19 protein-coding genes and 2 pseudogenes are annotated in these 19,859 nt (G+C 70.2%); 7 read left to right on the forward strand and 14 right to left on the reverse strand.

Features of this window, described 5'->3' with window-relative positions; all coding sequences use genetic code 11:
* Window positions 1-216: 216 nt before the first annotated feature.
* Complete coding sequence (locus ABZ261_RS14740; RefSeq protein ID WP_356859021.1) at window positions 217-747, reverse strand: GntR family transcriptional regulator; 531 nt, start codon at window positions 745-747, stop codon at window positions 217-219.
* A gap of 564 nt (window positions 748-1,311) precedes the next feature.
* On the opposite strand from ABZ261_RS14740, the gene ABZ261_RS14745 reads away from it, so the two are divergent.
* From ABZ261_RS14745 to ABZ261_RS14760, 4 genes are read left to right on the forward strand one after another with little or no spacing between them, the layout of a single operon-like run.
* Window positions 1,312-1,761, forward strand: a complete 450-nt coding sequence (locus ABZ261_RS14745; RefSeq protein ID WP_356859023.1) for a helix-turn-helix transcriptional regulator — start codon at window positions 1,312-1,314, stop codon at window positions 1,759-1,761.
* Entirely contained in the window at window positions 1,762-2,370 is a 609-nt protein-coding gene (locus ABZ261_RS14750; RefSeq protein WP_356859025.1) for a hypothetical protein, read from the forward strand.
* Between the two features lie 2 nt (window positions 2,371-2,372).
* A complete protein-coding gene (locus ABZ261_RS14755) occupies window positions 2,373-3,524 on the forward strand; it encodes an MAB_1171c family putative transporter (protein ID WP_356859027.1) in 1,152 nt (383 codons plus the stop codon).
* 6 nt (window positions 3,525-3,530) lie between these two features.
* Window positions 3,531-4,766 (forward strand): amidohydrolase family protein, encoded by a 1,236-nt coding sequence (locus ABZ261_RS14760; RefSeq protein WP_356859029.1) that lies wholly within the window; start codon window positions 3,531-3,533, stop codon window positions 4,764-4,766.
* A gap of 94 nt (window positions 4,767-4,860) precedes the next feature.
* Here ABZ261_RS14760 and ABZ261_RS14765 read toward each other — a convergent pair whose 3' ends face one another.
* The 8 genes and pseudogenes from ABZ261_RS14765 to ABZ261_RS14800 form a co-directional block, all read right to left on the reverse strand.
* Entirely contained in the window at window positions 4,861-5,073 is a 213-nt protein-coding gene (locus ABZ261_RS14765; RefSeq protein WP_356859031.1) for a hypothetical protein, read from the reverse strand.
* Window positions 5,074-5,484: 411 nt separating this feature from the next.
* A pseudogene (locus tag ABZ261_RS14770) lies at window positions 5,485-6,248 on the reverse strand (DUF4839 domain-containing protein).
* A gap of 142 nt (window positions 6,249-6,390) precedes the next feature.
* Window positions 6,391-6,840: a tyrosine-type recombinase/integrase gene (locus ABZ261_RS14775; protein WP_356859033.1), complete on the reverse strand. Its 450-nt coding sequence runs from the start codon at window positions 6,838-6,840 to the stop codon at window positions 6,391-6,393.
* Window positions 6,723-7,202 (reverse strand): hypothetical protein, encoded by a 480-nt coding sequence (locus ABZ261_RS14780; RefSeq protein WP_356859035.1) that lies wholly within the window; start codon window positions 7,200-7,202, stop codon window positions 6,723-6,725. The genes ABZ261_RS14775 and ABZ261_RS14780 overlap by 118 nt, the downstream gene beginning before the upstream one ends.
* Window positions 7,203-7,481: 279 nt before the next feature.
* The gene (locus ABZ261_RS14785; RefSeq protein WP_215176221.1) at window positions 7,482-7,688 is read right to left on the reverse strand and encodes a helix-turn-helix domain-containing protein; all 207 of its coding nucleotides are present in this window, start codon (window positions 7,686-7,688) and stop codon (window positions 7,482-7,484) included.
* Window positions 7,689-8,392: 704 nt separating this feature from the next.
* Window positions 8,393-8,725 (reverse strand): annotated as a pseudogene (locus tag ABZ261_RS14790) (putative dsRNA-binding protein); the annotation flags it as partial.
* Window positions 8,726-10,338: 1,613 nt separating this feature from the next.
* Window positions 10,339-11,667: a TRAM domain-containing protein gene (locus tag ABZ261_RS14795; protein WP_356859037.1), complete on the reverse strand. Its 1,329-nt coding sequence runs from the start codon at window positions 11,665-11,667 to the stop codon at window positions 10,339-10,341.
* A gap of 382 nt (window positions 11,668-12,049) precedes the next feature.
* Window positions 12,050-14,098 carry an APC family permease gene (locus tag ABZ261_RS14800; RefSeq protein WP_356859039.1) on the reverse strand — a complete coding sequence of 683 codons (2,049 nt, stop codon included), beginning with the start codon at window positions 14,096-14,098 and terminating at the stop codon, window positions 12,050-12,052.
* A 161-nt stretch (window positions 14,099-14,259) separates the two neighbouring features.
* On the opposite strand from ABZ261_RS14800, the gene ABZ261_RS14805 reads away from it, so the two are divergent.
* The 3 genes from ABZ261_RS14805 (at window position 14,260) to ABZ261_RS14815 (ending at window position 15,803) form a co-directional block, all read left to right on the forward strand.
* Window positions 14,260-14,397, forward strand: a complete 138-nt coding sequence (locus ABZ261_RS14805; protein WP_356859041.1) for a hypothetical protein — start codon at window positions 14,260-14,262, stop codon at window positions 14,395-14,397.
* Window positions 14,398-14,460: 63 nt separating this feature from the next.
* Window positions 14,461-15,132 carry a TrkA family potassium uptake protein gene (locus ABZ261_RS14810; RefSeq protein WP_225827021.1) on the forward strand — a complete coding sequence of 224 codons (672 nt, stop codon included), beginning with the start codon at window positions 14,461-14,463 and terminating at the stop codon, window positions 15,130-15,132.
* Window positions 15,132-15,803 carry a TrkA family potassium uptake protein gene (locus ABZ261_RS14815; RefSeq protein WP_356859043.1) on the forward strand — a complete coding sequence of 224 codons (672 nt, stop codon included), beginning with the start codon at window positions 15,132-15,134 and terminating at the stop codon, window positions 15,801-15,803. The genes ABZ261_RS14810 and ABZ261_RS14815 overlap by 1 nt, the downstream gene beginning before the upstream one ends.
* A 74-nt stretch (window positions 15,804-15,877) precedes the next feature.
* Here ABZ261_RS14815 and ABZ261_RS14820 read toward each other — a convergent pair whose 3' ends face one another.
* The 5 genes from ABZ261_RS14820 to ABZ261_RS14840 all read right to left on the reverse strand — a co-directional run bounded on the left by ABZ261_RS14820 (window position 15,878) and on the right by ABZ261_RS14840 (window position 19,828).
* Complete coding sequence (locus tag ABZ261_RS14820) at window positions 15,878-16,645, reverse strand: DUF3159 domain-containing protein (protein ID WP_356859045.1); 768 nt, start codon at window positions 16,643-16,645, stop codon at window positions 15,878-15,880.
* 3 nt (window positions 16,646-16,648) lie between these two features.
* Window positions 16,649-17,047 carry an OB-fold nucleic acid binding domain-containing protein gene (locus ABZ261_RS14825; RefSeq protein ID WP_093474051.1) on the reverse strand — a complete coding sequence of 133 codons (399 nt, stop codon included), beginning with the start codon at window positions 17,045-17,047 and terminating at the stop codon, window positions 16,649-16,651.
* A gap of 873 nt (window positions 17,048-17,920) precedes the next feature.
* Complete coding sequence (locus tag ABZ261_RS14830; RefSeq protein ID WP_356859047.1) at window positions 17,921-18,679, reverse strand: DUF3710 domain-containing protein; 759 nt, start codon at window positions 18,677-18,679, stop codon at window positions 17,921-17,923.
* Between the two features lies 1 nt (window position 18,680).
* A complete protein-coding gene (gene dut, locus ABZ261_RS14835) occupies window positions 18,681-19,247 on the reverse strand; it encodes a dUTP diphosphatase (protein ID WP_356859049.1) in 567 nt (188 codons plus the stop codon).
* On the reverse strand, window positions 19,244-19,828 hold the full coding sequence (locus ABZ261_RS14840; protein ID WP_356859051.1) for a PaaI family thioesterase: 585 nt from the start codon (window positions 19,826-19,828) through the stop codon (window positions 19,244-19,246). The genes dut and ABZ261_RS14840 overlap by 4 nt, the downstream gene beginning before the upstream one ends.
* Window positions 19,829-19,859 lie beyond the last annotated feature (31 nt).

Raw genomic sequence — 19,859 nt, forward strand, 5'->3', positions numbered from 1 at the left:
GCTGGTTGACCAGTTGACTTGGCCAATCTCGACGGGCGGCGTTCATGGCGTATGAAGTGGAGCCACCGAAGTACGTGCGCCTCGCGCAGACGCTTGACCAACTGGTCGCCGGCACCCGACGGGCATCGAGAGGGACTGGTACGGATCGCCGACCGCGTTGGCACCGGAGACATACGGCGCCACGCACCCCGGAGTTACGGTCGAGCCGCCCCGAGGTCAGGTGAGGGCGGCGCGGGCACCGTGGCCCACCACGGCGCGCGCGGACGCCGCCCGCGGTATGCGCTGCACGGCAGAGATGATCATTGAGCGGGGTATGCCCGAGGCGTCCGCAAGGTTGACCACCGCTTGGAGCTGTTCGGAGATATCGGCGAGACCTACGGGTCGCGCCGAGCGGGTGACGACCGCTCCTCGCCCCCGGCCGAAATCAATTATTCCCTCGCTGCGCAGCATGCGCAGGGCCCGAAGTATCGTGTTCTTGTTCGCTCCGTAGGTGTTCCCCAGCTCACCCGCCGATGGAAGATGACTCCCTTCCGCGTACGCACCGGTCAGTATTTCCCACCGCAGTCTGTTCTTTATTTGAACGTATACCGGCACTTCCGCGTTCGGCGAGTTCCCCTGGTGCGTGAAGGGCGAGGAGTCACGACAGGGACTCGGCGCCCCGTCCGTGCGTAACGCAGGTGGCGCTTTCTTACCGGTACGTCGAAGGTGTTCCGCCTTGGCCTCGGTCTGCCCCAGTGTCGATGTCATTCGCACCTTCCCTCTCACGCCGTTCCCCCAGGGCCCGGCACACCAGGAGACGAGCCACCAGGCGCCTTCCCCCGTGGCACAGGCCCTGCCTCGCACCGTCGCGATGAGTCAGTCGCGACCGGAGGCATGATTCGTGCGATGCCCCAGCATCAACTCACGTACCAGATATCGATGTCAACAGCCTTCACCGCAGTCTAAGATCCGAACGCTGCGGCACCCTGCCCCACCATGACCTGCTCCAACTGGACTTTTTAGAGACCGGTTGAGGCGTCACATGGAACGGCGGCACAGGAATCACCGCTGCCGTCCGGCCTCCGCTCGCCCCCGCCCGGGGAGACCGACCTCGGGTTCCATGGCGCGGTTGCGGCGTTCCCACGGCGGCAACCGCGCAGGGACCCTCGTGTCACGACGACCGGGCAGGCCGGCGCTCGGCGCACGCCGTGGCGCAGGGCATGGCTGACCCATCTACCTCCGTGGAGTTGACGGGCTCCGACCTTTATGAGGACACTCCCAGGCACACGAATTCATCAGGGTGGAAGCCGCAGTTGCGGCGGAGTGGGTGCCATGTCACAGCTTCCGAGCCGTAGCCTCGCCGACAAGCTCAACCAACTCTTCGCGACTGTCCGCCCCGACGCGAGCCACGAGTACAGCAACGAGCGGGTCGCTGCGTCCATCCGGGAGACCGGCGTCTCCATCTCCCAGAGCTACATCTGGCAGCTACGCAAGGGCAAGAAGACCAACCCCAGCCTCAAGCATCTCGAGGCGCTGGCCGACTTCTTCGGCGTGCCCGCCGCCTACTTCTTCGAGGATCAGACGACCGCTCGCATCACGTCCCAGCTGGAGCTCCTCGCCGCGGAGCAGGCTCGGCTGCAACAGGCGTCCCACGACGATGACGTCAGGCTGATGGCGATGCGGGCGGGGCAGCTCTCCCCGGAGCACCGCAAACAGGTCATGGACCTCCTCGACATCGTCTACCGGCTGGAACAGGCCGAGCGTCTCGACGCTCAGGAGTGAATGGCCAGATTGCTGCTGGTATGCCGCGCGCCGCCAGATGTTCACTTCACGGTGAACACAGACAGGACGCGGGTACGCCGGCGGAGAGGTTCCTTGAAAGAGCGAGAATTACGACGGCACTGCAAGCGCACCCTCCGCGCCCTGGGCATCCAGCCGCCCTTGCAGGTGCATGGCCTCTGCCGACTGCTGGGGGAACACCGTGGCCGACCCATTCATCTGATGCCCTACTCGCTGCCGATCCCCGGCCCGTTCGGCCTCTGGATCGCCACGAAGAAGGCCGACTACATCTTCTTCCAGAGCGAGACGAGCAAAGCCCACCAAAACCACATCGTCCTGCACGAAGTGGGCCACATCCTGGCCGGCCACCAAAGTGGTGCGTCGGACCAGTATTTCTGGCAGAGCATGCTGCCCGACATCTCTCAGAAGGCCATCATCAGCGCGCTGCAGCGCACGTCCTACGACGAGGAACGTGAGCGCGAGGCCGAGCTCGTCGCCACCATCATCCTGGAGTGGGCGTCCGTGCTCGACCTCGTCAGCCCGCGGAAGCCGGCGGACCCCATGACGGATCTCGTGCAGTCGGCCCTGGTGGACCGGCAAGGGTGGATGTGACGGTGCTGTCCTTGGTACTCGGGGCTGTCCTGTGCCTGACGCTGGTCTGGAAGATCAGCCAGCTCGTCAAAGCCCCCTCCGACAAGATGCTCCACGCATTGACCCTGTGTATCGTCTGCGCGTCCCTGTCCTTCCCCTTGGGCACGAAGGGCGGCAGGCGATGGCTCGACGCGCTCATCGGCACCGGAACCGCCAAGCTGCTCCAGAACGTCTTCCTGCTCCTCGCTCTCTACTGCCTGAGCTGGTTCTTCCTCCAGTCCGCGGCGGACCACGGCACCGGAAGCAGACGCGCCCGGCGGGAACTGATCCCGCTGGGAGTCACCGTCGTCGCCATCACTCTGGCGACGGTGGCGACGCCGCGGGGCGAACGCGGCCATGTGTACGCCACGGCGAACATGCATCTGACCGGAGTCTTCGTCTTCTACCTGGCGGCCGGGCTCTACCTCGTCTACGCGCTCACCATGAGCCTGTGGTGGACGGTGCGCCACCTGCGCTCGGCCACCGGCCCGTTGGCCACAGGTCTGCGGATCGTGGCCGTCGCACTGGCGGGCATGGTGGTGGCCGGTTCCGTCCGCGCCGCGCTCACCGTGGTCCGCCGGCTCGGCAGTGAGGTTCCTTCACCCGTACTCATGGGCGCCAAGCTCGTGCTCGACCTGGCGATCCCCCTCTTCGTCCTGGGGCTGATCTACCCGCCGATTGCGGTCAGGTGGGCGAGCGCGCGCCTGTGGTACCACCGCTACCGCACCTACCACCGCCTGACTCCGCTGTGGACCGCACTGCACCAGACGTTTCCCGAGGATTCCCTCGGCAAGCCGCCGACCGACACCTGGCGCGACGCCCTGCGGCTCACCGGGGTGCACCGCCGCTGCTACCGGCGCGTCATCGAGTGCCGGGACGGCCTGGTGCGGGTGAGCCCGTACATCGCGCAACTGGCGGCGGAGCAGGAGCCCTTGGACGAGATCGGACTCGACGTGGCCGCACGGCATCTGCGTGCGGCCCTGAGCGCGTACGCCGCCGGTGACCCCGCGCCCTCCCAGGCGGTCCCGGTGGTCCTGCCCGGCAGTGACGACTTCGAGGACGACCTGCGTCAGCTCACGGCACTCTCCGACGCTCTGAAAGCCGCCCCGCGGACGCTCGCGCACAACACGAGGTGACCTTTGATGGACGCACTTATCACTGCGGGCCGGGTGGCGACCGGCCCCCTCGGCCGGCATGTCGTCGACGGAGCGGTCCTGGTCCGGCAGGGCGCCATCGCCGAGGTCGGGCCCCGCGCGGAGGTCGAGCGCAGGGCGTCCGAGGACGTTCCCCGCATCGCGCATCCGGACGCCACCCTGCTTCCCGGCCTGATCGACTGCCACGTCCATCTGGCATTCGACGCCGGAGGGGACCCGGTGTCCACGCTCGGCGAGGCGGAGGACGCCGATCTGCTGCCCGGCATGGCCGACAGGGCGAGGCGGGCGCTGAACACCGGCGTCACCACGGTGCGCGATCTGGGTGACCGCAACGGGCTTACGCTGCGACTGCGCGACGCCTTCGCGGCCGGCACCGACCCCGCGCCGCGCATCCTGGCCGCGGGCACTCCCCTCACCAGGCCAGGTGGGCACTGCTGGTTCCTCGGCGGCGAGGTCGACGGGAAGAACGCCATCCGGGACTTGGCCCGCCGCAACGCCGAGAGCGGCGTGGACGTCATCAAGGTGATGGCCACCGGTGGAGGCATCACCAAAGGCGGTCCCCCCATTTGGGAGGCCCAGTTCACCACCGAGGAACTGCTCGTCGTGGTCGAGGAGGCGAAGCGGGCCGGGCTGCCCGTCGCCGCTCACGCCCACGGCACCGCGGGCATCGCCGCGGCGGTGGCCGCCGGTGTGGACACGCTGGAGCACTGCACCTGGATCACCAAGGACGGCTTTGACCTACGGGAGGACCTGGTCGCCGAGATCGCGGCCAAGGGTATTCGGGTGTGCCCGGCGGCCAGCCCCGACTGGCGCGGCTTCGCCGAACGTTTCGGGGCCGAGCGGGCCGAAGAGATGTTCATCGGCTTTCGCCGGATGAGCCAACAGGGGGTACGCCTTATCGCCGGCACGGACGCGGGCGTGTCCGGTGCCGTCTTCGACGACTTCGTTTCGAGTCTCGAGTTCTTCGAGCACATCGGCTTCTCCGCCACCGAGGTCGTCGACCTGGCCACGTGCGGAGCCGCCCACGCCGTGGGCATCGGCCACGACACCGGGCTGATCGCGCCCGGGTACCGCGCCGATCTCCTCGTCGTGGGCGGCGATCCGTTCGACGATGTCCAGGCTCTGCGTGCCGTCCGACTCGTCATGGCGGCCGGTCGCCTGCACATACCCCCGGGAGCGGCGCCGGCCGCCCCTGTCCCGCCCCGGGTGGCACCGCGCTGCTGAGAGGGGACCGGGCGCGCCCCGGCCCTGTCCGTGCCATTGCCCGCCTGCCATCGGGTCGATCCCCTCCGGACGGCGCCGTCCAGGAGAATCGTTTCTACCGTTGAGCAGCGTTCTCCGTGAGGTGCAGGGCCGGATCCGCGTACTGCTCCGGACGCCCGAACCGCGCGGGATGGGCCGCCTGGTCGCCGAGCGCGGCGAGAGCCTTCTCGGGAACGCCGGCGAGCAACGGGGTCCGGAAGAGCCCTGGAGCGATGGTGACGACACGAACCATCAGGGGCACGAGGTCGCGCGCGGTCGGCAGGGTCATGCCCACGATGCCGCCCTGGAAGCGGTGCAGGCGGTCTGCCCGGACTGCCCGTCGAACGCGACGATGGGCGCCGTGTTGATGATGACGCCGCGGTCCCAGCTGACCTCCTCGGCCTCGCCGATACGCTCCGCCGCCGGCCGAAGCACATTGAACGTGCCCCACAGATGGAGGAGCCGCGGTCGGAGAGTCCTCTCGTACTTGCACGGGGCTGGAAGCTGACGTCGCAGATAACAGCACCCATGTCGGTCCACCCGCCGGGCTGGGGAAACGGACCGCTGCCGAGTAGATGTTGAACGTGGTCGGCGAGCCGCCGGGCAGGGCTGGATGTGTGCAAAAATTGGAACGGATGGGGCGATGAAGGCGTCGTTCCATCGCGCAGCCCCTCCATGACGGGAAGTCTTCCCATTTCGGCTAACGGGCCTCCGTCGAGACCGGGGCGAGGCGGAAGACGCACTGGACCGTGTTGAACTCGATCACCTTCGCGACGAAGCGGAACGTGTCGCCAACTGCAACGGTGGCAGGGACCTGCTGACCAGTCACAGGTCGCCGGTGTTGACGTCCTCGTACTTGAAGTTTGGGCCGTCCGTCGTCTGCGGTCCCTTGTCGCCTGGGCCGAGAAGGAAGTCGTAGCGGGTCTGATCATCCCCATAGGACGCCATGTGCCTGATTGACCCGTCGAAGGCGATTGTCTGCCCCTCGTGCTTGCTTGCGAAGTCCACGTTCGCTTCGCTGCACGGGTCCGCCTTCAACAACGCTGCGAACTCGTGATTGTTTTGCTCCGTGATCACCCCTGCGGCAGTCGGCCCACCTGCGAGGAAGGTAGCGGAAGGCTCTTCGCCGACGGCCGTCGAACTGGCTGACGCGCCCTTCTCCTCGCCTCCGTCGCCGAGCGCAACGCCAGTGACGATGATGGCGGCCAAAACCACGAGGACGGCAGCCACCGCCCCGATCAGACGCCACGGTAGTGGCCTCTTCGGCCGACGAAAGTTGAGGGTGGTGCGAAGTCTGCCTGGGAGCTGTTCCACAAGCTCCCAGCCGTCCTTCAGCATCTTCGAGATGACCAAACCGTCGGTGCCCCGAACCGTCTGCACGACCTTGTACTCATACTTGATCTCATCGGCCATGCGGCTCCCCGCCCCTGAAGCGAACTGATCATTCCAACTGGGGGCGAGCATAGATGACCACGCGCGTAGCCCGGCATCGGGAACTTTCCGCTCACCAGCGGCATTTGCAGCACGCCGTGAGGCGGGCGTGGCCTGCTTTCAAACGCCTCCACCCCCGTCCTGCACGGACAGGGGTGGAGGAACGTTCATGCAGCTACAGTGAGGCGGGGCTTCCATTCGCTCCCAGGACTGCCTTGTGAGCGTCCGGCGGCAGGTGGGCGTAGCGCTGCGTGGTCTGGAAGCTTTCATGGCCGAGGAGGTGCTGGACCTCGTAGAGCGAGACTCCCTGCTGCACCAGCCACGAGGCGCAGGTGTGACGCATGGAGTGCGGCGGGTAGTCCGGGACGAGCTGCTGCTCACCGTCGCCGTCAAAGTAGTAGGCGCCTTCTACAGCCGGCCACCAGGTCTGCCTCCGCCAGTTGCCGTCATCAAGAAGTCGTCCGGCCCTGCCCTTGGTGATGGTGGTAAATACCACCGCGTCACGGTCTAGCCCGTAGATGTGGCGCTCAAGTGCCTCCAGGACATGGGATGGCAGCGGAACTTCCCGGCGGCTCTTGGAACTCTTCGGGTACTTCTTGATGCCGCTCTTAGTGTCGACCTCCACCACGAACCACCCCAGCGCAGCCCAGTGTAGAAGCCGAGCAGGCACATCGTCCGCCAGGGGGACGGCAGTTCGTCCAGGACGCTCTGCGCTTGATCGAGTGTGAACCACTGCGGCGGTTGAACTGCGATCTTGAGCAGGTCGATGCTGCGGCAAGGACTCACCGTGATCACGTCGTCGTCGACGGCCGCGCCCATGATCGAGGACGTCAGGTTGTAGGCCCGCTTGATCGCGGCAGCACCCGCGCCCTTTTCGACCAGGGAGCGGATCCAGCTCTGGATGTCCATTCGGGTGATGGCGTGCATCTCCCAGTCCGCCCAGTAGGGCATGACGTGGTTCTTGATGCAGGAAGCGTCGCCTCGCATGGTGTGGCGCTCGACCACGCGGGCGCTCCACCAACGGTCGTGCCACTCACGGAACGCCATTTCGCCGGCCCTCGGATCGCGCATGCCTCCGCGGGCGAACTGGGTTTCCATCTCGATGCCCCAAGCTTGCGCCTGAGCCTTGAGAGGGAATGACTCACTGAACCGGTCTCCTGCCCGGTTGCGTACGGTCGCCTGCCACTTGCCGGACTTCAACTTGCGCAGGTACGCGGCACTACTCCTTTGTTCCAGGGACGGTGAGGACCAGGCTGACAGCGAAGGTCAGCGGCGGGCGCGCGGGGAAGGGACTGATCTGCTGGTAATGAACTCCTCCAAGCCGGATGCGGGGACACGGACGCGCGAGCGGCCCGTTCCGGTGCGCAGGTCGACGACCGGAAGTTCCCCGGCCGCAATGAAGCGGTAGACAGTGCGGCGATCGACGTCCAAGGCGGCGGCGACAGCGGGAATGGACAGCAGACGGGCAGGCATGGTGAGTCCTTGAGAGTGGGATGCGAAAGGAGCCGACGCATCGGTTCAGCTGGCCTGTTGAGCAGGAAGAGGCATTGCCACCCCTCAGCGAGGGCGTGCTGTTGATGCCAGAAGGTCACAGGCCAGCGACGCTCTCGCTCTCCAGTCGTCGAGGATGGCGGGCCGGCGCCTAAGCAGCCGAGGCCCGTGGATGCGCCAGGCCGCGGCAACGACCGCCTGGGTGGCGTCCGACACGCTGTGCGGCTCTGTCCGCTCTCACCGCGGCTCGTCAGCAGCCCTTCCGCGAGCTGGAGGGTCGCACCGAGCCGGGATGTGTCGTCGTCAGAAGTGGTGAGGATGCGTGCCTCGTCCTCGTTGGGGGTGAGGCCGTGCGCGAGGGCCTGGCGGACGCGGACGTGGGCGGCGAGGTGGTTCACCACGTGCGAGCCGTGGTGGGCGAGGAGGTGGTTGTCGCGCTGGCGGGCGGCGGTAACCGCCGACTGGTTCTCGTGGACCCAGGAGGCATGGGTGAGGGCCTGGGCGAGGAGCCCGTCCGCGCTATGGCCGAGTTCGAACATGGCCGCCAGGTCGCTCACGGCGTCTCTGTGCCGGTTGCCCGGCTGCGCGTACGGCAGCGGCGACGCTGCTGGCAGGGTCGCGGGTGCCGCCTTCCGCTCGGCGCCCGCCGCCCTGGCCACCTGCGGGTATGCGTCGAGCAGTGCTCGTGCCGCCGCTGCCCGCGCCGCCTTCTTGGACTGACCGGCGCCTTCCGCCGTGCGGCCGGTTCCGGTGCGGACGGTGGCGCGGAAGATCTTGCGGTGGTCCGGGCCCTCCTCGTTGTAGTCGTAGGTCAGTCCTTTCTTGTGGAAGGCCGTTTGCGCCAGGGTGACGGGATCGGCTCCCGTCTCCACGGACGGGCGGTCGAGGTCGGCCCACACGGAGGAGACCAACCTCCGGGCGATCTCGTGCTCACCACAGAGGCTGAGCACGCCGACGATCCGCCGGGCCACCCCTTCGAAGACGGATCTGGCGGGTTGCTGCGCCTCCCCCGCGCCCATGCGCACCAGGCCCTGCTTGGTCGCCCAGGCGCCGAGCGCGAGGTCGGCGGCGGCGCGTCGACGGGCGTGTTCGCTCGACTGTTCGCCCGCCTTCCGAGCGGTCGCCCGCCGCACGTAAGCGTCGAGCAGGATCACGTCGAGCGCGGTGGCGCCGAGCCGGTCGAGCAGGCCGAGCACGTGCGGTGAGACCTGGTCGGCGTAGTGGCTTCGTAGAGGTGACTGCGGTGTTCGGCGGCCAGGCCGAGCCAGGCGGTGAACTCGGCGTCGGCGCCCGTAAGTGCCCACCAGCGACACGGGCGGCTCGCACAGCGCCGGGTACGTGACGTCGTGGACGTCGAGTCGCCGTTCGGCGCGGGAGTAAGGCTGGACCGGCTCGGGCGACGAACGCTGCCCGGCCGCGGGCGGGGCTGACCGCGCGGGCCGGGCCGGGCGGGTGACTTCGGGCGGTGTGGTCCGGCCCACGCGCGTGGACGTCGGGCGCTGGTGGGCAGGACGCGAGACAGTGCGCCGAGGGGTCTCCTGCACCCTCCGCCCGCCGGTCGGCGGTGTGCCGGACCTGCCGTCCAGGAGATTCTGGAGTTCGTTGGTGAGCCAGGAGGGCAGTCCCGTTGGGGGTGGCCGCCGTCGAAGAAGTCGCCGGCCAGGTCGATGCAGTACGCGTACCGCTCCCACTCATGGTGGCGCGCGTGCTCCTGACCGAGCGTGCGCAGCGCCGACCGCATCCGCGCGTACGGCACCGTCTGGTCGGCCAGTTGGTACGACGTCCGGTTCCGCGCGGCGTCGATGGCGAGCGCGATGCGGTGCACGGGTGTCGGCGGCGCGGTCTCGCGCAGCGACACGATGCCGACCCAGCGGTTCGTGGCCCTCCCCCTGCCGGGTGACGCGGCCCTGCCCGGCCACAGCACGCGCTCTCCCGGGTGGCGTCGGTGCGCTGTCCCGGTGCTTGCGTACGGGCGGCGGCCTGCCCCCGGTCCTGCTGTCCTTCCTCCGCCGCGTCTCCTGGGGCTCCCGGTGATCACGGCGGCACTGGCTGGCCAGCGTATGCCGCCGGGCGCGGGACCGGGGAGGGTTCACTCGACACGGATCTTTCCGTGTGACTCGCAGCATGAGGTGGCGGGCCGCGCGGTCCGCCAGGGGCAGGAGAGCGGCCCGTGGGCGCGCGGGAGAACCGAAGGAGAGCTCCGGCTCTGGTGATTACGGCTGATCGGCATCGCGTGGCGCCTGCACAAGCTGCATAGAGCCGAAAGAGTGGCCGCGGACCGTGGGAGTCCCCTGGGCCATTTCTGGGACTTCCAGCTGCATCAACGGGCACGGGCGTGAAACAACCAAAAGACCATTTTTGCAGGTTAGCGACCCGTGATGGGCAATCGCTGCAGGTCGCAGCGCTGGCTGGTCTCTTCCGGGACCTCTGATCAGCCCGACTCAGTAGGTCTGCGCTCAGCGTCGCCTGCTCTCGGCGCCCCATGGATGCTCGTCACCTCGACCGGGTCTGACCTGTCCGACAAGGTGCCTGACACCCCATCAGAACGAGCGTCAAATGAGCGTCATTTGAGCGTCAAGATATCGCCCGTAACGCCCACACCGCACATAATGCGCACACACAAAACCGCAGGTCAGGAGCCCTTCGCGGCCGGTTCAAGGATCGCCACGCACTCCACGTGGTGGGTCATCGGGAACAGGTCGAACGCCCGCAGCGTCCGCACCCGGTATCCGCCCTCCCGGAAGTACCCCAGGTCTCGGGCCAGCGCGGCGGGATCGCAGGCCACGTAGGCGATGCGGCGGGCGCCGAGGGAGGCGAGGTGGGCGACGGTCCTGCGGCCGGCGCCCGCCCTCGGGGGGTCGAGGACGATGAGGTCGACCTCCGTGATGCCTGTGCGGGGCAGGACCGACTCGACCTTGCCGTGTTCGATGCGGACCCGCGGGAAGTCGGCCAGGTTGTGCCGCGCGTCCTCCACGGCCCGCTTGCCGGACTCGATGCCGAGGACCGCGCCCTTCTCGCCGAGGCGGTCGGCGAGCGCGCCGGCGAAGAGGCCGACACCGCAGTACAGGTCGAGGGCCGTCTCGCCCTTGCGGGGCAGCAGGCCCTGCATGACCGCCGTGACGAGGGTGTCCGCGGCCTTGGGGTGGACCTGCCAGAAGCCGCCGGCACCGACCCGGTACGTCCGGCCGTCCGCGCGTTCGCGGACGAAGGGGCGGCCGTGGACGCGGTGCACGCCGCCGGAGTTCTCGTCGACCCGGAGCACCGACACCGGCTTGTCCAGTTCGACCAGCGGCAGCCGCGCGCCCGGCCTCGGCGTCAGCACCACCTGCCGGTCCTGCGAGCCGGTCGCCGCGATCGCCTCGACCGACTCCATGCCGGTCCAGTCCCGCTGCTCGATGCCCAGCTCGCTCACGCCCGCCGCCGCGATCATGCAGTGGTCGATGCGCTCGACGTCGTGCGAGCGGTGCCGGCGCAGACCCGCGTGCCCCTCGGCGTCGACGGCGTACTGGACGCGGGTGCGCCACTGCGGGACCTGTCCGGCGGGGAGCTTGTCGCCCTCGGCCGGGACCACCGTGCCGTCCCAGCCCGCCTCCTCGGGTGTGAGGCCCGCCAGCCGCTTGAGCTGCTCGGCGATGACGTCGGCCTTGAGGCGGCGCTGGGCGCCCGGCTTGGCGTGCTGCCAGTCGCAGCCTCCGCAGCGGCCGGGGCCGGCGAAGGGGCAGGGCGCCTCGATGCGGTCCTTGGACGCCTGGAGGATCTCCACCGCGTCGGCGCGCAGGAAGCGGGCGCCCTGCTCGCCCTCCGTCACCCGGGCCACCACCCGCTCGCCCGGCAGCGCGTGCCGGACGAACAGCACCTGCCCCTCGGACGTGCGGGCGATGCAGTGGCCGCCGTGGGCGACGGGGCCGATCTCGACTTCGTACTCCTCGCCCACCAGAGACGTGGTCGGTTCTGCCTGCATGGTGGGGTGACTCCCGATCGAAGAGGAAGAGAGGGACCGGCCGCACACCGGCGGCCGACAACAGCCCACCAGTCTACGGCCTTCCCGCGCCCCGCCCGTCCCCGGCCGGCGGCGCTCCCGGGCTCCCGCCCGGCGCCCGTCCGCAACAGAGGACTCTCGGCCACCGGACGACGGCCCTACGCCACCCGGACGACGGCCCACCGCTCCCGACGACGGCCCCACGGCACCCGGCCACGGACGACAGCCCCGCACCGCCCGGCACGGGGCGAAGCCCCCAGGCCCGGACGGCGGCTCTCAGGCCCCGGCCTACTCCACGCAGGACCGACGGCTCCGCGCCCGCCGACGGCGGCCACGCCGACCGCCGCCGGCGGCGGCAGCGCGCTCAGTCCCTGGCCGACGGCTCCTTGGCCCGTTCCACGGCCGGGCCGCGCCGGACGGCGCCCGGTGCGTTCCACTCCTGCCGCTTGCGGGCGCGGGCCTTGGCGGCCTCGGAGGAGGCGAGCTGGTAGGGGACGGAGGTGACCATCACGCCGGGGGTGAACAGCAGGCGGCCCTTCAGGCGCAGGGCGCTCTGGTTGTGCAGCAGGTGCTCGTACCAGTGGCCGACCACGTACTCGGGGATGATCACGGAGACCGCGTCGCGCGGGGACTCCTTGCGCAGGCTCTTGACGTACTCGATCACCGGGCGGGTGATCTCCCGGTACGGCGAGTCCAGGACCTTCAGCGGCACGTCGATCCCGCGCCTCTCCCACTCGTCGCGCAGGACCTTGGTCTCGGCCGGGTCGACGTTGACCGTGAGCGCCTCCAGCGTGTCGGAGCGCATCAGCTTGGCGTAGGCCAGGGCGCGGAGGGTGGGACGGTGGATCTTGGAGATCAGGACGACCGAGTGGACGCGGGACGGGCGGACCATGTCGTCGCTCGGGCCCTCGGGGGCGGCGATCTCCTCGGCGACGCGGTCGTAGTGCTTCCGGATCGCGGTCATGGTCGCGTAGAAGATGCACATGCCGAGCAGGGCCACCCAGGCGCCGTGCGTGAACTTGGTGACCAGGACGACGACGAGCACCAGCCCGGTGAAGAAGGCGCCGAACGCGTTGATCGCGCGGGAGCGGATCATGTGGCTGCGCTTGGCGGGGTCCTTCTCGGCCGCGAGGTGGCGGTTCCAGTGCCGGACCATGCCGGTCTGGCTGAGCGTGAAGGACACGAACACGCCGACGATGTAGAGCTGGATCAGGCGCGTGGAGTCGGCGCCGTAGAGGAACACCAGGAGCATCGCCGCGCCCGCGAGCAGCACGATGCCGTTGGAGAAGGCGAGCCGGTCGCCGCGGGTGTGCAGCTGGCGCGGGAGGTAGCGGTCCTGGGCGAGGATCGAGCCGAGCAGCGGGAAGCCGTTGTACGCCGTGTTCGCGGCCAGGAACAGCACCAGGGCGGTGGCGGCGGCGAGGAGGACGAACAGGAAGCTGCCCTTGCCGAAGACCGCCTCGGCGACCTGGGAGATCACCGGGTTCTGGACGTAGCCGGAGCCGAGCGGCACACCGTTGTGCAGCAGGTCGGTGGCCGGCTTCTCGGCCATGCGGACCTTCGTGGTCATGGCGAGCGCGATGATCCCGCAGAACATGGTGACGGCCAGCAGGCCCATCAGCGCGAGCGTGGTGGCCGCGTTCCTCGACTTCGGCTTCCGGAAGGCCGGGACGCCGTTGGAGATGGCCTCGACGCCGGTGAGCGCCGCACACCCGGAGGAGAAGGCCCGCAGGAGCAGGAAGACGAGCGCGAAGCCCGCGAGGCCCTGGTGCTCGGCCTTGATGTGGTAGTCGGCCGTCGGGGCGCGCATGGTGTCGCCGAGGACCAGCCCGCGGAAGGCGCCCCACGCGATCATGATGAAGACGCCGGCGACGAAGACGTAGGTCGGGATCGCGAACAGCGTGCCGGACTCCCGCACGCCGCGCAGGTTCATCAGCGTCAGCAGCACGATGACCGCGGCCGCGCAGAAGACCTTGTGCTCGACGACGAAGGGGATGGCGGAGCCGAGGTTCTCGATGCCGGAGGAGATCGAGACGGCGACGGTCAGCACGTAGTCCACGAGCAGGGCGCTGGCCACGGTCAGGCCCGCCTTGGGACCGAGGTTGGTGGTCGCGACCTCGTAGTCGCCGCCGCCGCTCGGGTAGGCGTGCACGTTCTGCCGGTAGGAGGCGACGACGGTGAACATCAGCACGACCACCGCGGCGGCGATCCAGGGGCTGAAGTGGTACGCCGACACGCCCGCGATGGACAGGACCAGCAGGACCTCCCCCGGCGCGTAGGCGACGGAGGACAGCGGGTCGGAGGCGAAGACGGGGAGTGCGATGCGCTTCGGCAGGAGCGTTTCGCCCAGCCGGTCACTGCGCAGTGCGCGCCCGATCAGGATCCGTTTGGGCACGTCGGTCAGTTTGGACACGAGAGAGGATCGTAAGCCTTCGAACTGGCACCCGCCCACCCGGCGTGCTGGTTCTGCCTCACGAGTGAAAACGGGCGCCCACTGAACTGCGGATTCCGTGGACCGTGTGCCCTGCGTGTGGAGATGACAAACCCCGCCTCTGATCGCACTTCGGAGGTTCCATGCCCGCGACCGCAGAGCCGATCGAGGCGGCCGTCGCCCTCGCCGGCCTCGGCATCCTGACCCTGTGCAGCGTGCGCGGCATCACCCGCCGGCAGGCCCCGGCACGGGGGTGCCCGCCGCACGGTGCCCGTGTGTAGCTTTGGGCGTCGGTCTGAGACCCTGATGCGGAGCAGTTACTTTTGGACACCGGAAGGACGGTCGTGCACATCGTCATCATGGGCTGCGGAAGAGTAGGTTCCGCTCTCGCCCAGACCCTGGAGCAACAGGGACACACGGTCGCCGTGATCGACCAGGACCCCACCGCCTTCCGCCGGCTGGGCCCGGGATTCGGGGGCCGCCGGGTCACCGGGGTCGGCTTCGACCAGGACACCCTGCGCGAGGCGGGCATCGAGGAGGCCGGCGCCTTCGCCGCCGTCTCCAGCGGTGACAACTCCAACATCATCTCCGCGCGCGTGGCCCGCGAGATGTTCGGCGTGGAGAACGTGGCCGCCCGCATCTACGACCCCCGCCGTGCCGAGGTGTACCAGCGCCTGGGCATCCCCACGGTGGCCACGGTCCGCTGGACCGCCGACCAGATGCTGCGCCGTCTGCTGCCCTCCGGCGCCGAGCCGCTGTGGCGGGACCCCACCGGTGGGGTCCAGCTCGCCGAGGTGCACGCCTCCCCCAAGTGGGTCGGCCACAAGATCAGCAAGCTGCAGGAGGAGACGGGCGTCCGGGTGGCGTTCCTGACCCGTCTGGGCGAGGCGATCCTGCCGACCTCGCAGACGGTGCTGCAGGAGGGCGACCTCGTGCACGTGATGATGCGGACGGACGACGTGGAGAAGGTCGAGGCGGCGTTCGCCGGTGGCCCGGAAGAGGAGGGCGGTCACTGATGAGGGTCGCCATTGCCGGGGCCGGCGCCGTCGGCCGCTCGATCGCGGGCGAACTGCTCGAGAACGGTCACGAGGTCCTGCTGATCGACAAGGCGCCGACCGCCATCTCGGTCGAGCGCGTCCCGCAGGCGGAGTGGCTGCTGGCCGACGCCTGCGAGATCACCTCCCTGGACGAGGCGGCGCTGCAGCGCTGCAACGTCGTCATCGCCGCCACCGGCGACGACAAGGTCAACCTGGTGGTGTCGCTGCTCGCCAAGACGGAGTACGGCGTTCCGCGGGTCGTGGCGCGGGTGAACAACCCGAAGAACGAGTGGCTGTTCAACGAGGCCTGGGGCGTGGACGTCGCCGTCTCCACCCCGCGTCTGATGTCCGCCCTGGTCGAGGAGGCGGTGAGCGTCGGCGACCTGGTCCGCCTGCTCCGTTTCAGCCACGGCGACGCCAACCTGGTCGAGCTGACCCTGCCCGAGGAGTCGGCCCTGGCCGGCACCCAGGTCGGCGACGTCCAGTGGCCCGAGGACACCTCCCTGGTCACGATCATCCGCGGCACCCGCGTGCTGACCCCCTCCAAGGAGGACTCGCTGGAGCCCGGCGACGAACTGCTCTTCGTGGCCGCCCAGGCCCGGGAGGAGCAGCTGGAGGAGCTGCTGTCGGTGCGGCGCGAAGAGGCCTGACCGCAGCGGCCCGCACGCACGGAGAAGGGCGCCCTTGCCGGCAAGGGCGCCCTTCGTCGTCGTACAGCGGCCGGCTACGCCCCCCGGCGGTGCCGTCCGCCCGTCGGCTCGCCGCCCCCCGCGGTCCGCGCGGCCGCGCGCTCCTCCTCCGCCCGCTCCTCGGCCTCCATCTCCGCGAAGACGTCGATGGGGGGCGGGGCCTTGGCGAGGAAGACCCAGGTCAGCCAGACCGCCAGCAGGAACGGCGGGATCTTCAGGGCGACCAGGACCCAGCCCAGCTGGGTGGTGTCGGCCCACCAGTACAGCGGGAAGAGGATCGCGCACTTGGCCAGCAGGATCAGGCCCCAGGCCCAGCTGGCCTTCGCGTACGCCTTCTTCCGGCCGGGATTGCGGGTGCGCCAGGAGAGGTTCTCCTTGAAGACCGGGCCGAGGATCAGACCGAGCAGCGGCACACCGGCGAGGGTCGTGACGATGTACGCCAGCGCCAGGCCCAGGGTGTAGAGCATCCCCGGGAGGTAGAAGTCCTTGGCCTTGCCGGTGAACATGGCGAACACCACGCCGAACGCCACGCCGAAGACCCCGCTGAAGGCGTGCTTGACGGTGTCCTTCCTGACCAGCCGGACCACCACCAGGACCAGCGACACCGCCAGCGCGGCGATCGCGGACAGGTGCAGGTTCTTGTTGATCGTGTAGATCGTGACGAAGAGCAGACCGGGCAGGACCGTCTCGACCATGCCGCGGACACCGCCGAACGCCTCGAACAGCGCGGCCTCGGTCACCGCCCGCGCGTCGTGGGTCTGCGCCTCTGCGGCGTCTTCGGTCGGCTTGTCGAGTGACGTCACCGGCTACTCCCGTCCGAGGGGTCGCAATTCGTATTTCGGATTGAACAGCACCCGGCGGCCCCGGCTCATCGAGATCCGGCCCGATGCGATCAGCTTGCGCCCCGGTTCTATGCCGACTATCGAGCGCCTGCCGAGCCACACCACGTCCAGCGCGGCGGAACCGTCGAACAGCTCGGCCTCCAGGGCCGGGACGCCGGCACGCGGACGCAGGGTGACCGTGCGCAAGGTACCAGTTACGGTGACGATCTGCCGGTCACGGCAGTCACCGATCTTCGTACAACCCGCCGTCTCGGCGTCCTCCCGCAGCTCCTCGGACTCCAGGTCCTCCTGCGACGAGGAGAGCCGGTCGAGCATGCGCCGGAACCGGCCGGCCGGCTTTTCGGAACGAGGAACAGCACTCATACCTGAAGCCTACCGGGGCGCGCCGACAGGACCGCAGCCCAGCTCACTCACCCTCCGGGCGGGCTGGCTCACCGGGTCGCCGACCCCGACGCGGCGCCCCCTGTGCACCGGGAGGAACACGCCGGGCGGCCGGGCGGGCCGGCGCTCGGTGACGCCCCGTCGTGCGGTTCCGGCACCCGGTCGGCGGAGGGCCGGCACGGTCGCGTGGTGCGCGGCCGTCGCGGGCTGTGACGTGCTCGCCGTAGGGGCGGCCGGCGACAGCTCCGCGACCACGGGCCCGGGCTCGGCGCCGAGCCGGCCGGTGGGCTCGCCCGCGCGGACGCGGGCCGGGCGCCCGACGGGGCCCCGGCGAGTCGCACCCGCCGCTGGAGGCCGCCGCGCCGCACGCCGCGCCGCTGCGCCGAGTGACCGCTGAGCCCCGCGAGGAGAGCGGAAGCGGCCCCGGACACGGACCCGGAGGGGCGCGGGGCGGAGCCCGTCCAGGTCATGGGCAGCCGCGGCGGCTTCGCCGGGTGCCGGCTCGGGAGCGTCGCCGCTCGGCGCCGCGAAGGACAGCCTGCGGTGCGCGGACGACGGCGGCCCCCGCCCCCCGCCCCCCGCCCCCCGCAGGACCTGGGGGACGTCCACGACCCGCGCCATGACGTCGGTGACCGTCCGACCGCTCGCGCCGTCCGACCGCTCGCGCCGCCTCCCCGCCCGGCCGGCCGCCGCCGAGCCGGACAGCGCTCCTGGGGGCGGCACACGGGACGGCCGGCATCCGCAGGCGGCGCGGGGAGCAGCGCACCCGGCCACGGCGAGGCCGCGCGGCCCGCGCGGAACGGGCCGCGCCCCCGAGGGGCACGGCCCGTGTGGAACGGCTGAACCGCCGCGGCGCTAGCGGACCTCGGTGATCTCCGGTCCGCGCTGCAGATGCCCCATGCCGCCGGAGAAGCGGGAGGACTCGTCCTGCTGGACGCCCTCGGGGACCATCTGCGCGTCGTTCGGCAGCTTGAGCACGATGGGGTCGCGCGGAGCCATCGGGCCGTCGCCGCGGACCACGACGGTGTCACGGAAGATCTGCTCCAGCAGACCGGCGGCCTGCGGCTGCACGGCGCCCTGGCCGGAGATCACACCGCGCAGGAACCAGCGCGGGCCGTCCACACCGACGAACCGCACGACCTGGAAGCCGCTGGTTCCGTCCGGCAGCTGCACCGGCACCTGGGCGCGCAGCTCCCAGCCGAGCGGGCCCTCGACCTCGTCGACGATGCCGCCCTGCTGGGTGATGCCGCCCGCGATCTCCTCGCGGACCTCGGTCCAGATGCCCTCACGCTTGGGCGCGGCGAACGCCTGGAGCTGGATGGCGCTGTCGTGCAGCACCACGGTCGCCGCGACGATGGCGTCCCCGGCGACCTCGACCCGCAGCTCCATGCCGTCGACGCCCGGCACGAACAGCCCGCCGAGGTCCACGCGCCCCTCGGCGGGGTCGCGCACCTCGCTGCTGTCCCACGGCCCGTCGGGCCGGGGCCCGGGCTCCAGCCGGACGCGCTCGCGCTCGGCCTCCTCGTCCGCCTCGGTGTCGACGCTGTCGACGACCTGCTCGGCCTCGCCGGCCGCGTCCTCGGCGGCACCCTTCTTCTTGCGACGTCCGAACACGTCACTGTCCTTCCCGGTCGGATACGACCGAAGCGTATCGATTCCCACCCGTCGGACCGCCCTCGGCGGCCTGACCGCTTGTGCCGCTTACGCCGCCCATCGCGGCGTGGCCACCGGTGGACCCGAAGCCCCCCTCGGCCCGCGCCGAGCCGGGAAGTTCCGCGACCTCCTGGAAGCGGACCCTCTCGACCTGCTGGACGACCAGTTGGGCGATCCGGTCGAAGCGCTCGAACCGCACGCTCTCGCGCGGGTCGAGATTCACCACGATCACCTTGATCTCCCCACGGTACCCGGCATCCACCGTCCCCGGGGCATTGACGAGGGCGACACCGCAGCGGGCGGCGAGGCCGGAACGCGGATGCACGAAGGCCGCGTACCCCTCGGGCAGGGCGATCGACACTCCCGTGGGCAGAACGGCCCGCTCACCGGGCCCCAGCTCGCACGGTTCGGTGGTGCGCAGATCGGCTCCCGCGTCCCCGGGACGCGCATAGGCCGGAAGCGGTACGTCCGGGTCGACGCGCCGGATGAGCACGTCCAGGGGGCCGCGCCCGGCGCCCGCCCCGGTCACGGGTTCACCTCGAAGGCGCGGGCACGCCGCATCCGGTCGGGGTCGTTCATGACGGCCTCGATCTCTTCCTTGCGGCCGTGGTCGACGAAGTGGTCCACCTTGACCTCGACGAAGAGGGCGTCGGCGCGGACGGCGACCGGTCCGTCGGGGCCCTCGATGCGTCCGGTGGCGGTGCAGTAGATCTTCCGCCCGGCGACGGCGGTGACCTCGGCCTCCAGGTACAGCGTGGTGCCGACGGGGACGGGCCGCAGGAAGTCCGTCTCCAGCCGTCCCGTCACGGCGATGGTCCGCAGCAGCCAGTTCAGCGAGCCGAGGGTCTCGTCCAGGGCCGTGGCCAGCACTCCGCCGTGGGCGAGGCCGGGGGCGCCCTGGTGGGCGGGCTGCACGGTGAACTCGGCGGTCAGCGAGACGCCCTCGCCCGCACGGGCCTGGAGGCGCAGTCCGTGCGGCTGACCGGGGCCACAGCCGAAGCAGTGGTCGTAGTGGGTGCCCAGGAGTTCCCCGGGCGGGGGCGCGTCGGGGTGCCGTACCGGTTTCGCCGCGCCGGCGGGGGGCTGAAGAGCTGCGGAACTACCACTCACAGCCGCAGACCTTACCCGTGCGCCGGGCCGG

This window comes from Streptomyces sp. NPDC006193 (assembly GCF_040613915.1).
Lineage (GTDB): Bacteria > Actinomycetota > Actinomycetes > Streptomycetales > Streptomycetaceae > Streptomyces.